The sequence below is a fragment of the Methylobacterium sp. 17Sr1-1 genome, assembly GCF_003173775.1.
Taxonomy (GTDB): Bacteria; Pseudomonadota; Alphaproteobacteria; order Rhizobiales; family Beijerinckiaceae; genus Methylobacterium.
This window is the reverse complement of record NZ_CP029552.1, coordinates 3,847,562-3,863,732: the sequence shown is the minus strand read 5'-3', so window position 1 is coordinate 3,863,732 and position 16,171 is coordinate 3,847,562. Positions and strand designations below refer to the sequence as shown.

14 protein-coding genes are annotated in these 16,171 nt (G+C 70.9%); 8 read left to right on the top strand and 6 right to left on the bottom strand.

The genetic code is table 11. From position 1 onward, the window contains the following. Window position 1 precedes the first annotated feature (1 nt). From era to DK412_RS17350, 5 genes are all read right to left on the bottom strand, one after another. Window positions 2-958 (bottom strand): GTPase Era, encoded by a 957-nt coding sequence (gene era / locus DK412_RS17370; protein ID WP_109972967.1) that lies wholly within the window; start codon window positions 956-958, stop codon window positions 2-4. After that, the gene (gene rnc / locus DK412_RS17365) at window positions 955-1,665 is read right to left on the bottom strand and encodes a ribonuclease III (RefSeq protein ID WP_109975330.1); all 711 of its coding nucleotides are present in this window, start codon (window positions 1,663-1,665) and stop codon (window positions 955-957) included. Before rnc ends, era begins: the two co-directional genes overlap by 4 nt. Window positions 1,666-1,764: 99 nt before the next feature. Beyond that, window positions 1,765-2,556: a signal peptidase I gene (gene lepB, locus DK412_RS17360; protein ID WP_109972966.1), complete on the bottom strand. Its 792-nt coding sequence runs from the start codon at window positions 2,554-2,556 to the stop codon at window positions 1,765-1,767. A 180-nt stretch (window positions 2,557-2,736) separates the two neighbouring features. Next, on the bottom strand, window positions 2,737-3,138 hold the full coding sequence (gene acpS / locus DK412_RS17355) for a holo-ACP synthase (RefSeq protein WP_109972965.1): 402 nt from the start codon (window positions 3,136-3,138) through the stop codon (window positions 2,737-2,739). Continuing rightward, entirely contained in the window at window positions 3,135-3,923 is a 789-nt protein-coding gene (locus DK412_RS17350; RefSeq protein ID WP_109972964.1) for a pyridoxine 5'-phosphate synthase, read from the bottom strand. The genes acpS and DK412_RS17350 overlap by 4 nt, the downstream gene beginning before the upstream one ends. 435 nt (window positions 3,924-4,358) lie before the next feature. On the opposite strand from DK412_RS17350, the gene DK412_RS17345 reads away from it, so the two are divergent. The 7 genes from DK412_RS17345 (at window position 4,359) to DK412_RS17315 (ending at window position 13,922) form a co-directional block, all read left to right on the top strand. After that, window positions 4,359-5,108 carry a PRC-barrel domain-containing protein gene (locus tag DK412_RS17345; protein WP_245447020.1) on the top strand — a complete coding sequence of 250 codons (750 nt, stop codon included), beginning with the start codon at window positions 4,359-4,361 and terminating at the stop codon, window positions 5,106-5,108. After that, entirely contained in the window at window positions 5,105-6,445 is a 1,341-nt protein-coding gene (locus tag DK412_RS17340) for an MFS transporter (RefSeq protein ID WP_109972963.1), read from the top strand. The genes DK412_RS17345 and DK412_RS17340 overlap by 4 nt, the downstream gene beginning before the upstream one ends. Before the next feature lie 240 nt (window positions 6,446-6,685). After that, complete coding sequence (locus tag DK412_RS17335; RefSeq protein ID WP_109972962.1) at window positions 6,686-8,449, top strand: ABC transporter ATP-binding protein; 1,764 nt, start codon at window positions 6,686-6,688, stop codon at window positions 8,447-8,449. A gap of 715 nt (window positions 8,450-9,164) precedes the next feature. After that, on the top strand, window positions 9,165-9,686 hold the full coding sequence (locus DK412_RS17330) for a (2Fe-2S)-binding protein (protein WP_109972961.1): 522 nt from the start codon (window positions 9,165-9,167) through the stop codon (window positions 9,684-9,686). Continuing rightward, window positions 9,683-10,696, top strand: a complete 1,014-nt coding sequence (locus DK412_RS17325; RefSeq protein ID WP_109972960.1) for a xanthine dehydrogenase family protein subunit M — start codon at window positions 9,683-9,685, stop codon at window positions 10,694-10,696. The genes DK412_RS17330 and DK412_RS17325 overlap by 4 nt, the downstream gene beginning before the upstream one ends. A gap of 8 nt (window positions 10,697-10,704) precedes the next feature. After that, window positions 10,705-12,942 (top strand): xanthine dehydrogenase family protein molybdopterin-binding subunit, encoded by a 2,238-nt coding sequence (locus tag DK412_RS17320; protein WP_109972959.1) that lies wholly within the window; start codon window positions 10,705-10,707, stop codon window positions 12,940-12,942. A gap of 83 nt (window positions 12,943-13,025) precedes the next feature. Beyond that, a complete protein-coding gene (locus DK412_RS17315; RefSeq protein WP_109972958.1) occupies window positions 13,026-13,922 on the top strand; it encodes an alpha/beta hydrolase in 897 nt (298 codons plus the stop codon). 19 nt (window positions 13,923-13,941) lie between these two features. On the opposite strand, the gene DK412_RS17310 is transcribed toward DK412_RS17315, so the two are convergent. Beyond that, window positions 13,942-14,856, bottom strand: a complete 915-nt coding sequence (locus DK412_RS17310; RefSeq protein WP_109972957.1) for a LysR family transcriptional regulator — start codon at window positions 14,854-14,856, stop codon at window positions 13,942-13,944. A gap of 96 nt (window positions 14,857-14,952) precedes the next feature. Between DK412_RS17310 and DK412_RS17305 the strand changes: the two genes are divergently transcribed. Further along, window positions 14,953-16,125: an MFS transporter gene (locus DK412_RS17305; RefSeq protein WP_109972956.1), complete on the top strand. Its 1,173-nt coding sequence runs from the start codon at window positions 14,953-14,955 to the stop codon at window positions 16,123-16,125. Window positions 16,126-16,171 lie beyond the last annotated feature (46 nt).

Here is a 16,171-nt window from a genome sequence, read left to right as displayed (position 1 = left end):
ATCAGCCGCGCGGGAATTCCAGGCCCATCTCGCGATAGCGCTCCGGATCGTCGGCCCAGTTCTCCCGCACCTTCACGAACAGGAACAGGTGGACCTTCGCCTCCGCCGCCTCGGCGATGTCGATCCGCGCGGCCTGGCCGATGGCCTTGATGGTCTGGCCGCCTTTCCCGAGGACGATCTTCCGCTGGCTCTCGCGCTCGACGAAGATCGTCTGCTCGATCCGCACCGAGCCGTCGGGCCGGACCTGCCACTGGTCGGTCTCGACGGTCGAGGAATAGGGCAGCTCCTCGTGCAGCCGGTCGTAGATCTTCTCCCGCGTGATCTCGGCGGCGAGCATCCGCAGCGGCGCGTCGGAGACCTGGTCCTCGGGATAGAGCCAGGGGCTCGGCGGCATCCGGGTCGCGAGTTCGCGGCGCAGGTCGTCGACCCCGTCGCCGGTGAGCGCCGAGATCATGAAGATGCGCTCGAATTGCACCCGCTCGTTGAGCGAGGCGGCGAGCGCCAGCAACTTTTCGCGTGCGATCAGGTCGATCTTGTTGAGCACCAGGTATTTCGGGCGCTTCAGCTCGGGCATCCGGTTCAGGATCGCATCGACCTCCTCGTCCACGCCTTTCCGGGCGTCGATCAGGAGGCAGACCGCGTCGGCGTCCGCCGCGCCGCTCCAGGCCGAGGTCACCATCGCCCTGTCGAGGCGACGCTTGGGGGCGAAGATGCCGGGCGTGTCGACGAGCACGATCTGCGCCGCGCCCTCCATGGCGATGCCGCGGATCAGCGCCCGGGTGGTCTGCACCTTGCGCGAGACGATCGACACCTTGGTGCCGACGAGACTGTTGAGCAGGGTCGACTTGCCGGCATTCGGCACGCCGATCAGGGCGACGAAGCCGGCCCTGGTCTCCTGCGGCGGTCCGGATTCCTCGGGGCCGCCCGCATCAGTCTCGGGAATCGTGTCGTCCGTCATTCTGCCTGCTCCCCGGGCTCGTCCCCGGTCCACAGCCCCTCGCGCTCCAGCAGCGCGCGCGCGGCGGTCTGTTCGGCCAGGCGCTTCGAGCCGCCGATGCCGATGCCGGGCGCGACGCCGGAGACCCGGGCCTCGATACGAAATTGCGGCGCGTGGTCGGGCCCGGCCCGCTCCACCACCACGTAGGCCGGCGTCGGCCAGCCCTGCGCCTGCGCCCATTCCTGCAACGCGGATTTCGGGTCGCGGCTGCGCGTCCCCTCCGTCTGGCGGTCGGCCTCGAAGGCGCGGTCGATCACCGCCTTGGCGGCGCCGTAGCCGGCATCGAGGAAGACCGCGCCGAGGATCGCCTCGCAGACGTCGGCGAGGATCGCCGAGTTGCGGCGCCCGCCGCCATGAACCTCGCCGCCGCCGAGGTTGAGATGGGGCCCGACCTCCCAGGCATTGGCCACCATGGCGCAGCTCTCGCGCCGCACGAGGCTCGACAGGCGCCGCGACAGGTCGCCCTCGTCGGCGCCGGGCAGCGCGTTGTAGAGCCCGTCGGCGACCGCCAGTCCGAGCACCCGGTCCCCTAAGAATTCCAGGCGCTGGTAGCTGCCGCGGCCGTTGGTGGCGCTGACATGGGTGAGCGCCCGCACCAGGAGGTCGCGGTCGGCGAAACGGTGGCCGATGCGCTCCTCCAGCACCGACAGGTCGGGCCGGCGCCGCATCCCGCGCTTGCGCCGCGGCGGGGCCTCGCCCGGGGCGGGGGCAGGCGGCTCGGCCTGCGGCGTGGCGGCGTCGACGTCGCTCAACTCCTCGCGCTCCCGTCAGTGAATCGGCTTGAACAGGCGGTTCCAGCGCACCGTCCACGGCCAGTTCCAGATCTGCCAGGCGGCGGCGCCCTCGTCGATCGAGAAGAAGATCACCTCGGCGCGGCCGATCAGGTTCTCGTACGGCACGTAGCCGACATTGCCGAGGTCGCGCGAATCGGTGGAGTTGTCGCGGTTGTCGCCCATCATGAAGAAGTGGTTCGGCGGCACGGTGTAGACCTGGGTGTTGTCCCACAGGCCGCGGTCGCCGTCGCGCTCGATGATCTCGTGGGTGACGCCGCTGGGCAGGGTCTCGCGGTATTGCGGCACCAGGGTCGGCTGGCCGAAGGCGTCGGTGGTCGAGTAGTCGGCGATGCGCTCGCGCTTGACCGGCCGGCCGTTGATGTTGAGCACGCCCTCGATCACCTGGATCTTGTCGCCCGGCAGGCCGATCACCCGCTTGATGTAGTCCGTAGCGTTGTCCTTCGGCAGCTTGAACACCACGATGTCGCCCTGCTTCGGCGACGCGCCCCAGATCCGGCCCTTGACCTCGAACGGTAGATACTCGCTCAAGGGCAGCGAGTACTTGGAATAGCCGAGCGAGTACTTCGAGACGAAGAGGTAGTCGCCGATCAGCAGGGTCGGGATCAGCGAGCCGGACGGGATGTTGAACGGCTGGAACAGCAGGGTGCGGACCACGACGGCGATCAGCAGCGCCTGGACGCCGACCTTGACGGTCTCCTTGATCGAGTCCCAGAGGCCGGCATCCTTGCCGCGTTTCAGGTCCTGGTCCGTGCGTGCGCGATCCATACTCGTTCTCTCCGGCGGTCCGTGCAGCTATCGCCTGGGCACCCGCCGAGGGCACGCGGCCGGCTTTATGCGCGGTGCGGGGGGTCTAGACCAACGCTTGCCCGCCCGCAACGCGGTGCGGCAGCCGCGACCGAATCACCCCTCAGCAAGTCTCCCCTCAACGACTCGCTTTTCCGCGCGTCACGCTTCCGGGAGCGCCTCGATGATGACGAAGGCCTGGGCGAGGGGGGGATCGTCGGTCAGCGTCACGTGGACCACCGGGCGGTGGCCCGGCGGGATCAGGGTGGCGAGGCGCTCCGCCGCGCCGTTGGTGAGCCGCATGGTCGGCCGGCCGCCGGGCAGGTTCACCACCTCCATGTCGCGCCAGAACACGCCGTGGCTCATGCCGGTGCCCAGCGCCTTGGAGCAGGCCTCCTTGGCGGCGAAGCGCCGCGCGTAGGACGGCGCGCGGGCGGCGCGCCGGTCGCTGCGGGCGCGCTCGGCCTCGGTGAAGACCCGTTGGGTGAAGCGGTCGCCGAAGCGCTCCAGCGAGCGCTCGATGCGGCGGATGTCGCAGAGGTCGGAGCCGATGCCGACGATCATGCCACTTTCCCCGTCGGCGCATCCTGCCCGGTTCGCGCCTGCCGGCGGCCGGCCTCCATGGCGGCCCGCATCGCCCGGATCGCCGCCGGCAACCCGTCGAAGAGTGCCTCGGCCATCAGGGCGTGGCCGATATTCAGCTCGCGGATCTGGGCCAAGGCCGCCACCGGGCCGACGCTGTCGACCGTGAGGCCGTGGCCGGCATGGATCTCGAGCCCGAGGGAATGCCCGTGCTCCGCCGCCCGGGCGAGCCGCGCGAGCTCGGCCCGGATCCTGGCCTCGTCGCCCGCGATCACCGCCTCGCAATAGGTGCCGGTATGCAGCTCGACCACGGGAGCGTCGAGCGCGCGGGCGGCGTCCATCACGTGCACCTCCGGCTCGACGAACAGCGAGACCCGGATCCCCGCCGCATTCAGCCGCGCGATGGCCGGCGCCAGGTGCGCGCGACCGCCGACGATGTCCAGCCCGCCCTCGGTGGTGCGCTCCTCGCGCTTCTCCGGCACCAGGCAGGCGGCGTGGGGCTTCAGGCGGAGCGCGATGCCGAGCATCTCCTCCGTCGCCGCCATCTCGAAGTTCAGCGGCCGGTCGATCTCGCGCATCAGCCGCTCGACATCGGCGTCGCGGATGTGGCGCCGGTCCTCGCGCAGGTGGGCGGTGATGCCGTCGGCCCCGGCCGCGATCGCCGCGTGCGCCGCGCGCACCGGATCCGGCATCGTGCCGCCGCGGGCGTTGCGCAGGGTGGCGACGTGATCGACGTTGACGCCGAGGCGGAGGGGAGAGGCGGGCATCGGACGAGCTTCTCGGACGGTGTCTCGGAAGGAACGCCCGCGATGTAGCGCTGCCCGGACGCTGCCGCCAGCCGCCCGTATGGTGGAACACACCCCCCGGAGAAAGCGCGCGGCAGCCGGGCATCCGCCTGGACACCTCGCCCGCTGCGCCGCACTGTGGGCGCTCCGCGACGCGGGACCGGATGCCCTCCAGGCGCCAAGACCCCGCCGCGACAACCCGACGACCGATGCTCGGGCGGGCCGCCGCGCCTGCCCCGGAGGCCCACGATGTCTGCTCGACGGCTCGACCGCGGCGGTGACGCGCCCGCCCGGCTGCCCCTGCCGCCCCGCCCCCACAACTTCGCCGCGTTCCTCCCTCATCCGGCCCCCTCACCGTCGGAACCGCCGGCCGCGGTTGCCGGTTGGACGCTTCGTATGACCCAGCGAGAGACCCGCTTGTCAGCAACCCTGCGGACGATTCTGGCGGCCGCCGCCGCGCTCTCCGCCGTGACGGCGGTGCAGGCGCAGCAGGGCTCGGCCCCCGTGGAGGCTCCGAAGCCCCCGGTCGCGGCGCCCGCCCCGGCCTCCACGCCGGCTCCTGCCGCTCCGGCCGCGCCAGCTCCGGCGACGCAAGGACCGTCCGCGCCGGCCCCGGCGAACCAGCCCCCCGCGAACCCGGCGCCCGCCGCGCAGAATCCGGCGATCCCGCCCGGCACGCCAGCGACGGTTCTCGACACCCAGGATTACGACGGCGTCCTCGGCAAGCCGGTGCGCAGCGCCGCCGGCGAGGATATGGGCCGGATCATCGACATCATCGTCGACAAGGACGGCCGCCCGCGGGCCGCGATCATCGATTTCGGCGGCTTCCTCGGCGTCGGCTCGCGCAAGATCGCGGTCGACTGGCGCGCCCTGCACTTCTCGGCCGACAACAAGCCCGGCCGCGCGGTGCTGCAGCTGAACCGCAACCAGGTGCGCGTCTCGCCCGAGTACAAGCCCGGCGACCCGATCGTGGTGCTGGGCCCGGCCGGGCCCGTGCCGGCGCCTGCCTCGGCCTCCGTCCCGGCAGCGCCGGCGCCCTCCGCCCAAGCTCCCGCGGCATCGGCTCCCGCGACGCCCGCCCCCGCGGCGCCGGCGCCCAACGCGGCCGCACCCGCCACGCCTCCGGCCCCCGACGAGGCCGCGGCGCGCAACCCGCCGGACAAATGACGCGACCGCGCCCGGCCCATCGCCGCCCCCTCGCCCACCGCGACCGGGAGATCCCCCGCGCCGAGATGCGGCCGGATCCCCGCCCGGACTCGGCCCGCGACCGGGACCGGGCTGGCGCGTCCCTGGGCCGGCGGCGGGAGAAGCCGGCGCCCTCGCTCACCAGCAGCCGCGGGCTCGACGCCTTCACGTTCTTCGTCGCCAACCTCCAGACCGGCTTCGGCCCGTTCATCGCGGTCTATTTCACCTCGCAGAGCTGGACCCAGTCCGATATCGGGCTGGTCCTCACCATCGGCGGGCTGTTCAGCCTGTTCGGGCAGGTGCCGGGCGGCGCCTTCGTCGACTGGGTGCGCTCGAAGCGCTTCGTAGCCGCCCTGTCGGTGGCGGTGATCGGCGCCTCCGCCGCCGGCCTCGCCCTGTTTCCGACCTTCCTGATCGTGGCGCTCTCGATGGCGGCGCACTCGATCGCGAGTTGCACGCTCACCCCCGCCATCGCGGCGATCAGCCTCGGCCTCGTGGGCCATGCGGGCTTGGGCGAACGGCTCGGGCGCAACGCCCGCTTCTCCTCGATCGGCAACGCGCTCGCCGCCGCCGGCATGGGCGCCTGCGGCTACTACCTGTCGAGCGAGGCGGTGTTCTACGTCACGGCTGCGCTCGCGCTGCCGACGCTCGCCGCCCTGTGGTTCGTCCGCGCGAGCGAGATCGACCTGGCGCGCCCGCAAAGTTCCGAGGGCGGCCAGACGCCGAGCGGCTGGGAAAGCCTGAAGCTCGTCGTCACCAACCGGGCGCTCCTGTGCTTTGCCGCCTGCATCACCCTGTTCTTCGTCGCCAACGCGGCGATGCTGCCGCTGGTCGGCAGCGTGCTCACGGTCCGCACGAGCCAGACCGCCACCATCCTGATCGCCGCCTGCATCATGGCCCCGCAGCTGGTGATGGCGCTGATCGCGCCCGCGGTCGGCCGCGCCGCCCAGGCCTACGGCCGCCGCCCACTCCTGATCCTGGGCTTCGCCGCCCTGCCGATCCGCGGCCTGCTCTTCGCCTACACGGACGTGCCCGAATTGCTGGTCGCGGTGCAGGTCTTCGACGGCATCTCGGCCGCGGTGCTCGGCGTGATGGTGCCGCTGGTCGTGGCCGACTGCACCCGCGGCACCGGCCGCTTCAACATGGCGCTCGGCGCCGTCGGCACCGCGATGGGCCTGGGCGCCGCCGCCAGCACCACGCTGTCGGGCTACATGGCCGACCATTTCGGCTCCCACGCCGCCTTTCTGGGCCTCTCGGCGGTGGCCTTCGCCGCCCTCGTGCTGATCGTCGCGATCATGCCGGAGACCCGGCGGGCATGAGAGGCATGAGGGCCGCGGGAAAGCGGTGTGCATTGCAGCGCCGCTCAACTCCCGTTCAGAATCGGCGGATTAAACGACAGGCAGCACCATTCGCCTGCAACATAAGGTGACGCTTGCGCGTTGCGAGAAGCGGGTGGGGCCTGCGGGAGAGGGTGGAGAGACCGCGGCGGGATTCTTGCATCCCGTCCCTCTCCCGACCGTGGGCCGCACGCGTGCGAAGAACCGGGATCGATCGCCACGATGGATGACCTCTGCGCGTACGCCAACCGGCCCTGGGCCTTCGTGGCCCGCTACCTGCGCCGCCGCATCGTGCCCCACGCGGCCATCCTGGTCGCGGTGCTCGGCGCCGTGGCCTGCTCGGTGAGCACCCAGTATGGGCTGAAGGGCGTCGTCGACGCCCTCGGCAAGGGACCCGAGGCGAACCTGATCTGGCCGGCGCTCACCGTGCTGATCTGCTTCATCGCCGCCGACAACATGCTGTGGCGGGTGGCGAGCCTGATCGCCAGCTTCACCTTCGTGAACGTGACCGGCGACATCCGCCGCGACCTCTTTCAGCACTTGACCGGCCACTCGCCGTCCTACTTCGCGGACCGGCAGCCCGGCACGCTGGCGAGCCGCATCACGGCGACCTCGAACGCGATCTTCACCGCCGAGAACATGTTCGTCTGGAACGTGATGCCGCCCTGCGCGGCGGCGTTCGGGGCGATCCTCTACGTCGGCAGCGTGAGCGTGCCGATGGCCCTCGGCCTGCTCGTGATCTGCGGCGGCGTGGTGGTGCTGATGTTCCGCATCGCCGCCGCCGGCAAGCCGCTGCACCACGACTTCGCCGAGAAGGCGGCTTCCGTCGACGGCGAGATGGTCGATCTCGTGAGCAACATGCCGCTCGTGCGGGCCTTCTCGGCCTACAAGCGCGAATTCGCCCGCTTCGACGAAACCATCGGCACCGAGATGAAGGCGCGGCGCCGCTCGCTCCTCTACCTCGAGCGCCTGCGGATCATGCACGCCCTGATCACCGTCGTGGCGGTGCTCGGCCTGCTGTTCTGGGCGATCAAGATGTGGGAGGCGGGCGCCGCCACCGCCGGCCAGGTGGTGCTGGTCTGCACGCTCGGCATCACCATCCTGGCGGCGACCCGCGACCTCGCGGTGGCCCTCGTCGACGTCACCCAGCACACCGCCCGCCTGTCGGAGGCCCTGCGCACGCTGCTGCAGCCGCACGACCTGCGCGACCACCCGGAGGCGAAGCCTCTGGTCGGCGAGGGCGCCCGCATCACCTTCGAGAACGTGGCGTTCAACTATCCCGACGGCCGCGAGGTGTTCGGCGACTTCAACCTCGACATCCAGCCCGGCCAGCGCGTCGGTCTCGTCGGCCGCTCCGGCGGCGGCAAGTCGACCTTGTTCACCCTGCTCCAGCGCTTCTACGACCCGCAGGGCGGCCGCATCCTGATCGACGGCCAGGATATCGGCCGGGTCACGCAGGAATCGCTCCGCGAGGCGATCACGGTGGTGCCGCAGGACATCTCGCTGTTCCACCGCTCGTTGCGCGAGAACATCCGCTACGGCCGGCCGGACGCCTCGGACGAGGACGTGTGGGCCGCGGCAGAGGCCGCCCGCTGCACCGACTTCATCAACGACCTGCCGGGCGGCTTCGACACCATCGTGGGCGACCGCGGCGTGAAGCTCTCGGGCGGCCAGCGCCAGCGCATCGCGGTGGCCCGCGCCATCCTGAAGAACTCCCCGATCTTGCTCCTCGACGAGGCCACGTCTGCTCTCGACACCGAGTCGGAGGAGGCGATCCGCGAAGCGCTCGGCAACCTGATGAAGGGCCGCACCACCATCGCCATCGCGCACCGGCTCTCGACCCTGAAGGACTTCGACCGGATCGTCGTGCTCGACGGCGGCCAGGTGATCCAGGACGGCTCCCCCGACCGGCTGGTGCATCTCGACGGGTTCTACCGCGACCTGATCCAGCGCGAGACGATCAAGCTGTCGCGCGAGGCGGCGTAGGGGCCGCGCGCCCGGCAGGGCTTCCTCTCCGAAGCAGTCCCCTTCGCGGGGACAGGGGCCGGCTCGCATCGCGTGAGCCGGCGCTTTGTCGTTGGCGGTGGTTCGGAATCCTGTCAGCGGAGTCGCGGGCCCGTTGTAAGATGCTGCACCCAACTATCACGAAAATCATGCGGCTATCCTGCGGGTTGCCACGAACACTCCGCCCTTTCCGGGCCCGGTACGGGCCTGCACGACTGGAGCGAAGCGGAAGGAGATCCGGGATCCAGCAGAAGAAGTGCCGCGAAGCGGCTCTATTCTTGCAACGTTGCAGACACAAGGACGCTTCGCGACGTTTTGCGCTGGATCCCGGATCTCCTTCCGCTGGCGCTCCAGTCGTCCGGGAAAGGGCGAGGTCTACCCGGGACCGTCAGCTCTTCGGCGCGATCTCACGCCTTGGTCCGTCTCCCGCCGGCAACGGTCCCGAACGCGTCAAGCACTTGCTGCTTAACCGAAACCGCCTTTGCGAATGGAAGTCGGCCTCCTGACTGGGAGCAGGTTTTCGCACGCAACGGCATCGTCCCCTCCCCCCGCGACCACCCGTCCCCAAACCCCCCATACTCCCTTGGGGAACGACCCCACACTGGAACGGTTATCGGGTATGCCGCCCGGCTCGTGGGCCGCGCGCCCCTTTCGGCGTGCGCCGGTGCCGGGCCTCCTCACGATCGATGGCAGACCCATGCTGAGCGAAAGCGGCTCCTCCGCCCCACCGGGCACGATCCCGGTCACCCTCACGGTCAACGGGCAGGAGCGCAAGCTTCAGGTCGCGCCCTGGACCACCCTCCTCGACCTCCTGCGGGAGGAACTCGACCTCACCGGAACCAAGAAGGGCTGCGACCACGGCCAGTGCGGCGCCTGCACGGTGATCGTCGACGGCAAGCGGATCAACTCCTGCCTGGCCCTGGCGGTGCAGAAGGACGGCGCCGAGGTCACCACCATCGAGGGTCTGTCCTCCGGCAGCCTCCACCCGGTCCAGGCGGCCTTCGTCGAGCACGACGCGTTCCAGTGCGGCTACTGCACGCCGGGCCAGATCATGTCGGCGGTGGCGCTGATCGAGGAAGGCCGCGCCCGCTCGCGCGAGGAGATCCGCGAGCACATGAGCGGCAACATCTGCCGCTGCGGCGCCTATTCCAACATCGTCGATGCCGTCGAGGACGTGCTGAAGAACAAAGCATCGTCGTTCCGGGAGGCCGCGGAATGAACCGGTTCGACTATACCCGCGCCGGCACCGTGCAGGAAGCCGTGCAGGCGCTCGCGGCCGATCCGTCGGCGCGCTTCATCGCCGGCGGCACCAACCTCGTCGACCTGATGAAGTACAATGTCGAGCGGCCGGGGCGCCTCGTCGACATCACCCGCCTGCCGCTCGACGAGATCGTCCAGCACGAGGGCGGCCTGCGGCTCGGCGCGCTGGTGCCGAACGCCACCCTCGCCTACGACCCGCTGGTCAACGAGCGCTATCCCCTGCTCGCGAGCGCACTCCTCGCCGGAGCCTCGCCGCAATTGCGCAACGCCGCCACGACCGGCGGCAACCTGCTCCAGCGCACCCGCTGCTATTATTTCTACGACGAGGGCACGCCCTGCAACAAGCGGGAGCCCGGCAGCGGCTGCCCGGCGATGACCGGGGTCAACCGCATCCACGCCATCCTCGGCGCCTCGGACACGTGCATCGCCACCCATCCCTCCGACATGTGCGTGGCCCTGGCGGCCCTCGAAGCGACCGTGCAGGTCGAGGGGCCGAACGGCCGGCGTGCCATCCCCTTCGCCGAGTTCCACCGCCTGCCGGGCGACGAACCTGACCGCGACACGACGCTCCGCCACGGCGAGATCGTGCTCTCGGTCGACCTGCCCGACGAGGACTTTTCGAAGCACTACACCTACCTGAAGCTGCGGGACCGGCTGTCCTACGCCTTCGCGCTGGTCTCGGTCGCCGCAGCCCTCGAGATGGACGGCGACACGATCCGCACCGCGCGCCTGGCGCTCGGCGGCGTCGCCCACAAGCCCTGGCGCAACGGGGAGGCCGAGGCGCGCCTCCAGGGCAAGCCGGCCACGCCCGAGACCTTCCGCGAGGCCGCGGACGTGATCCTGGCCGAGGCACGGCCCTACACCCACAACGCCTTCAAGGTCGAACTGGCGCGGCGCGCCATCGTGCGGGGCTTGGTCCAAGCCGCCGCCGGCACGCCGCAATCCCAGACCGACAAGCGCATCGCCTGAGGACCCGCATGGCCACTCCCTCGCATTACGTCGGCACCGCCCGGAGCCGGCTCGATGGCCCCGCCAAGGTGACCGGCGCCGCCAAATACGCCGCCGAGTTCACCGCCCCCGACCTCGCCCACGGCGTGGTGGTGTCGAGCGCCATCGCCAAGGGCCGCATCACCGCGATCGACGCGAGCGCCGCCGAGGCGGTGCCCGGGGTGATCAAGGTGTTCACCCACGAGAACAGGCCGCGCACGGCCTGGCTCGACTACAATTACCGCGATCAGGTCGCGCCCCCCGGCTCGCCGTTCCGGGCGCTCAACGGGCCCGAGATCGTCTATGGCGGCCAGCCGGTGGCCCTGGTGGTGGCCGAGAGCTTCGAGCTCGCCCGCTACGGCGCCACCCTGGTCAAGATCACCTATGCCGAGGAGGCGCCGAACACCGACCTCGAGAAGAACCGCGATGCGGCCTACGTGCCGCCGAAGAAGCGCTCCGGCATCAAGCCGCCACCGGACCCGCGCGGCGACGCCGCGGGCGCCTACGACGCGGCGCCGATCCGCTTGAGCCACGAGTACAAGCAGGCGATCGAGCACCACAACCCGATGGAGCCGCACGCCTCGACGGTGGTCTACGAGGGCGAGGGCAAGCTCACCATCCACGACAAGATCCAGGGCGTGAACAACACGCAGGGCTACGTCTGCAGCGTGTTCAACCTGAAGCCCGACGACGTGCGGGTCATCACTCCCTATGTCGGCGGCGGGTTCGGCTCGGGCTTGCGCCCGCAATACCAGCTCTACCTCGCGGTCTCGGCCGCCCTCGACCTCAAGCGCTCGGTCCGGGTGGTGCTGACCCGCGACCAGATGTTCACCTTCGGCTACCGGCCGGAAACCTACCAGACCGTGGCCCTCGGCGCCGACGAGGACGGCCGGCTCCAGGCCCTGACGCACGATGCGGTCGCCGGCACCTCGACCTTCGAGGATTACCAGGAGGCGGTCGTCAACTGGTCGGGCCTGCTCTACCACTGCCCTAACGTCACGCTCGACTACAAGCTCGCCAAGATCGACACCTACACCCCGTCCGACATGCGGGCGCCGGGCGCCGTCACGGGCATCTTCGCCCTCGAATGCGCGATGGACGAGCTCGCCTACGCGACCGGCGTCGATCCGCTCGAGCTGCGCCTGCGCAACTATGCCGAGCGCGACGAGGGTGAGAGCAAGGACTTCACCTCGAAGGCCCTGCGCGCCGCCTACGAGCAGGGCGCGGCGCGCTTCGGCTGGTCGAAGCGCAAGGCGGAGCCGCGGTCGATGCGCGACGGGCGGGAGCTCGTCGGCTGGGGCATGGCGACCGGCGTGTGGGAAGCCATGATGATGCAGTCGAGCGCGAGCGCGACGCTCACGCCCGACGGCAAGCTCGAACTCGCCTGCTCCACCGCCGATCTCGGCACCGGCACCTACACGATCCTCGCCCAGATCGGCGCCGACGCGCTGGGTCTCCCCCTCGACCAGGTCACCACCCGCCTCGGCGACACCGCGCTCCCCGAGGCGCCGCTCGCCGGCGGCTCCTGGACCGCGGCCTCCTCGGGCGCCGCCGTGCAGGCGGCCTGCCGCACGGTGGCGGAAAAGCTGTTCGGCTACGCCCGCGGGATGGCGGAATCACCCCTCGCCAACGCCGATTTCGCCCACGTGACCTTCGCCGACGGCGAGATCCGGCTCCAGACCGATCCCTCGCGCAAGGTGTCGATCGCCGAGGCGATGCGGGCCGGCGGCACCGACAGGATCGAGGCGACCGAGAAGGTCAAGCCGAGCATGCTCACCAACATGCGCTTCTCGGCCTACACCCACTCGGCGGTCTTCGCCGAGGTGAAGATCGACGAGGATCTCGGCGTGGTGCGGGTGACGCGGGTGGTGAGCGCCATCGCGGCCGGCAAGATCCTCAACCTCAAGACCGCCCGCAGCCAGATCCTCGGCGGGGTTGTGATGGGGATCGGCGCGGCGCTGGAGGAGGAGTCGATGCTCGACCACACCCTTGGGCGGATCATGAACCACAACCTCGGCGAGTACCACGTGCCGGTGAACGCCGACATCCACGACATCGAGGTGATCTTCGTCGACGAGCACGACGACAAGGTCAGCCCGCTCGGCGTCAAGGGACTGGGCGAGATCGGCATCGTGGGGGCCGCCGCGGCCGTCGCGAACGCGGTGTTCCACGCCACCGGCAAGCGGGTGCGCGAGCTGCCGATCACCATCGACAAGATCATCGGCTGACCCATCTCGTATCCCGAAGGGGAGCAAGGGCGGGGCCTTCAGGGTCCCGCCCTTCGCGTGTGTGGACCGGGGGAGCATTGCCCATGGACGTCAACAGCGTCACGGCCGGCGAGGTCGAGATCACCTACGAGGCCTCGGGGCCCGACATGGGCCAGCCGGTCCTGCTGCTGCACGGCTGGCCGGACGATCCGCGCACCTTCGACGGCGTGGTTCCGAAGCTGAACGCCGCGGGCTGGCGCACCATCGTGCCCTACTGGCGCGGCTGCGGGCCGACGAAGTTCCTGAACGCCGAGGGCCCGAAGACCGGCGAGACCGCGGCGCTCGCCACCGACATCCTCGCCTTCATGGATGCCCTCGGCTTCTCGCGCCTGCCGGTGGTCGGCCACGATTGGGGTGCGCGCGTCGTCTACCTGCTCGCCGCCGCCCGGCCGCAGCGGGTCTCGTCCATCGCCGCCCTGTCAGTGCCCTGGGCGCCCGGCCGGATCGGCGTGCCGCCGCTGCCGCAGGTGCGGGCCTTCTGGTACCAGTGGTTCATGAACACCGAGCCGGGCGCCGCCTTCGTGCGCGAGAACCCGCTCGCCTTCGCCCGCGAGCAATGGGTCGCCTGGAGCCCGCCCGGCCCCTGGTTCACCGACGAGACCTTCGGCAAGACCGCGCCGTCGTTCCAGAATCCGGACTGGGCCGCCGTCACCCTCAACTTCTACCGCTCGCGCTGGGGCGCCGACGCGCCCGACCCGCGCTTCGCCGAGTTGAGGCAGGCGGCGGAGGAGGCGACCGGCATCGCGGTGCCGACTCTGGTGATCCACGGGGCCGAGGACACCTGCCTGCTGCCGGCCTCGTTCTCAGGGCAGGAGAAGCATTTCACCGGGCCGTATCGTCAGGTGCAGCTCGATGGTGTCGGCCACTTCCCGACCCGGGAGGCGCCGGACCAGGTGGCGGAGGCGCTGCTGACGCATCTGGGCGAGGTCGGGCAGCACTGACGAGCCGGATCGCGGCCGGTCATCCACCCGGCGACCGGGCCCGCATCCGCTCCGCCAGGAAATCGACGAGGACGCGCACCCGCGCCGGAACCGTCGCACCGCCGACGAACACCGCGTGGATACTCTCGCGGTCCTGTGGGTTGTAGGCTTCGAGGAGGGGGACGAGCCGGCCGCTCGCCACCTCCTCCTGGATGTGGAAGCTTCCGACCCGGGTGACGCCCACCCCCTGCACCGCGAGCTGCACCAGCGTCTCGCCGCTATTGGCCGTGAGGTTGCCCCGGACCGCGAGCAGAAAATCGCGCCCCGCCTCGCGGAAGGGCCAGCCGGGCTCGATGCGCCGGAAGCTGAAATCCAGGCAATTGTGTCGCGCGAGATCGGCCGGGACCCGAGGCACGCCGGCGCGGGCGAGGTAGGACGGGGCCGCGACGACCATGCGCCCGGTCTCGCCAAGGCGGCGGGCGGTCAGCGGGCTGTCGGCGAGAGGGCCGAAGCGGATCGCCACGTCGACCCGCCCCCCGAGCACATCCGCGATCTGGTCGCTCAGATCGATCTCGACGGCGATCTCGGGATAGCGCGCGACGAACTCCGCCAGCAACGGCACGACGACCAGGCGGCCGTGGGCCGTGGCGGCGCTGACCCGGACCTTGCCGCGCGGCGAGGCCTGGTCGGCGATGGTGCTCTCCACCTCGTCGAGATCGGCCAGGACGCGGCTCGCCGCACGCGCATAGGTCTCGCCCTCCGCCGTGAGGTGCAGGCTGCGGGTCGTCCGCACGATCAGGCGCACGCCGAGCCGGGCCTCGATCCGCGCGACGATGCGGCTGACGGCGGACGGCGTCAGGCCGAGGGCGCGGGCGGCGCCCGACAGGCTGCCGGCCCGCACCACGGCGGCGAAAGCCGCCATTTCCCCGGCCCGATCGGTCGCGTCCCGCCTCACTCATGACTCCAGCGCACAAATCCTGGTCCGCGAGCCTGACTACCGCCCCTGCCAATCGTCAAGACAATGCCGGTTCGGAACAAGCGGGAGTCTTTCATGACGATCAACCCACCCCTGCTGGCGCTCGCGATCGGCGCCTTCGGCATCGGGGTCACCGAATTCGCCCCGATGGGCATGCTGCCGACCATCGCCGCCGATCTCGGGGTCTCGATTCCGGCGGCGGGCCTGCTGGTCAGCGCCTACGCCGTCGGCGTCCTCGTCGGGGCGCCGCTGATGACGCTGCTCTTCGCCCGCACGCCGCGCCGGACCCTGCTGATCGGGCTGATGGGCGTGTTCACCCTCGGCAACCTGCTCTCGGGGCTGGCCGAGGGCTACATCACGCTCCTGGCGGCGCGGATCGTCACCTCCCTCAACCACGGCGCCTTCTTCGGCGTCGGCGCGGTCGTCGCGGCCGGCGTGGTGCCGGCGCAGCGGCGCGCCTCCGCGGTCGCCGCGATGTTCTCGGGGTTGACCGTCGCGACGGTCGGCGGCGTGCCGCTCGCCGCCTGGATCGGCGAGATCCTGGGCTGGCGCACCGCCTTTCTCGGAATTGCGGCCATCGGCGGCGTGGCGATGCTGGCGCTGCGGCTCTCGCTGCCGCCGCTTCCCGTTGAGGCCGGCACCGACATGCGGGCGGAACTGCGCACGCTGCGGCACGGCTCCGTGCTCTCGGCCCTGCTGCTGACGGTGCTCGGCGCCAGCGCGATGTTCACCGTCTTCACCTACATCGCGCCGATCCTGCGGGTGGAGACCGGGGCCGGCTCCGGCTTCGTCACGGCGATGCTGGTCGTCTACGGGCTCGGCCTCACCATCGGCAACGGGCTCGGCGGGCGTCTGGCGGACCGCTCCCTCGACGGGACCCTGATCGGCGCGCTGGCGAGCCTCATCGTGCTGCTGGTGCTGTTCGCGGCGTGCATGCGCTCCGCCTGGGCCTGCGGGCCGCTGATCTTCCTGTGGGGGGTCGCGAGCTTCACCATCGTCCCGCCGCTCCAGATGCGGGTGGTGAGCGCGGCAGCCGCCGCCCCGAACCTCGCCTCGGCGATGAATATCGGGGCCTTCAATCTCGGCAACGCGATCGGAGCCGCCCTCGGCGGCTTGGTGATCGATGCGGGCCTCGGCTTTCCGGCGGTGTCGCTGGCGGGCGCCGCCGCGGCCGGAACGGCGCTCGCCCTGATGCTCGGCCTGCGGCGCAGGACGCCGCGATCACCTCTCGCCACCGCGCGCGGTTGACCCAAAGGCAGAGCTGGCCCGATCCTTGGATGGACCCCGTGCTCAC

What these genes read in the sequence shown, in the direction of transcription:
- rnc (WP_109975330.1), bottom strand. Translation starts at nt 1,665, where the DNA reads ATGCGGCGCCGGCCCGACCTGTCGGTGCTGGAGGAGCGCATCGGCCAC.
- DK412_RS17330 (WP_109972961.1), top strand. Translation starts at nt 9,165, where the DNA reads ATGCTGAGCGAAAGCGGCTCCTCCGCCCCACCGGGCACGATCCCGGTC.
- DK412_RS17305 (WP_109972956.1), top strand. Translation starts at nt 14,953, where the DNA reads ATGACGATCAACCCACCCCTGCTGGCGCTCGCGATCGGCGCCTTCGGC.
- DK412_RS17350 (WP_109972964.1), bottom strand. Translation starts at nt 3,923, where the DNA reads ATGCCCGCCTCTCCCCTCCGCCTCGGCGTCAACGTCGATCACGTCGCC.
- acpS (WP_109972965.1), bottom strand. Translation starts at nt 3,138, where the DNA reads ATGATCGTCGGCATCGGCTCCGACCTCTGCGACATCCGCCGCATCGAG.
- era (WP_109972967.1), bottom strand. Translation starts at nt 958, where the DNA reads ATGACGGACGACACGATTCCCGAGACTGATGCGGGCGGCCCCGAGGAA.
- DK412_RS17335 (WP_109972962.1), top strand. Translation starts at nt 6,686, where the DNA reads ATGGATGACCTCTGCGCGTACGCCAACCGGCCCTGGGCCTTCGTGGCC.
- DK412_RS17320 (WP_109972959.1), top strand. Translation starts at nt 10,705, where the DNA reads ATGGCCACTCCCTCGCATTACGTCGGCACCGCCCGGAGCCGGCTCGAT.
- lepB (WP_109972966.1), bottom strand. Translation starts at nt 2,556, where the DNA reads ATGGATCGCGCACGCACGGACCAGGACCTGAAACGCGGCAAGGATGCC.
- DK412_RS17315 (WP_109972958.1), top strand. Translation starts at nt 13,026, where the DNA reads ATGGACGTCAACAGCGTCACGGCCGGCGAGGTCGAGATCACCTACGAG.
- DK412_RS17325 (WP_109972960.1), top strand. Translation starts at nt 9,683, where the DNA reads ATGAACCGGTTCGACTATACCCGCGCCGGCACCGTGCAGGAAGCCGTG.
- DK412_RS17340 (WP_109972963.1), top strand. Translation starts at nt 5,105, where the DNA reads ATGACGCGACCGCGCCCGGCCCATCGCCGCCCCCTCGCCCACCGCGAC.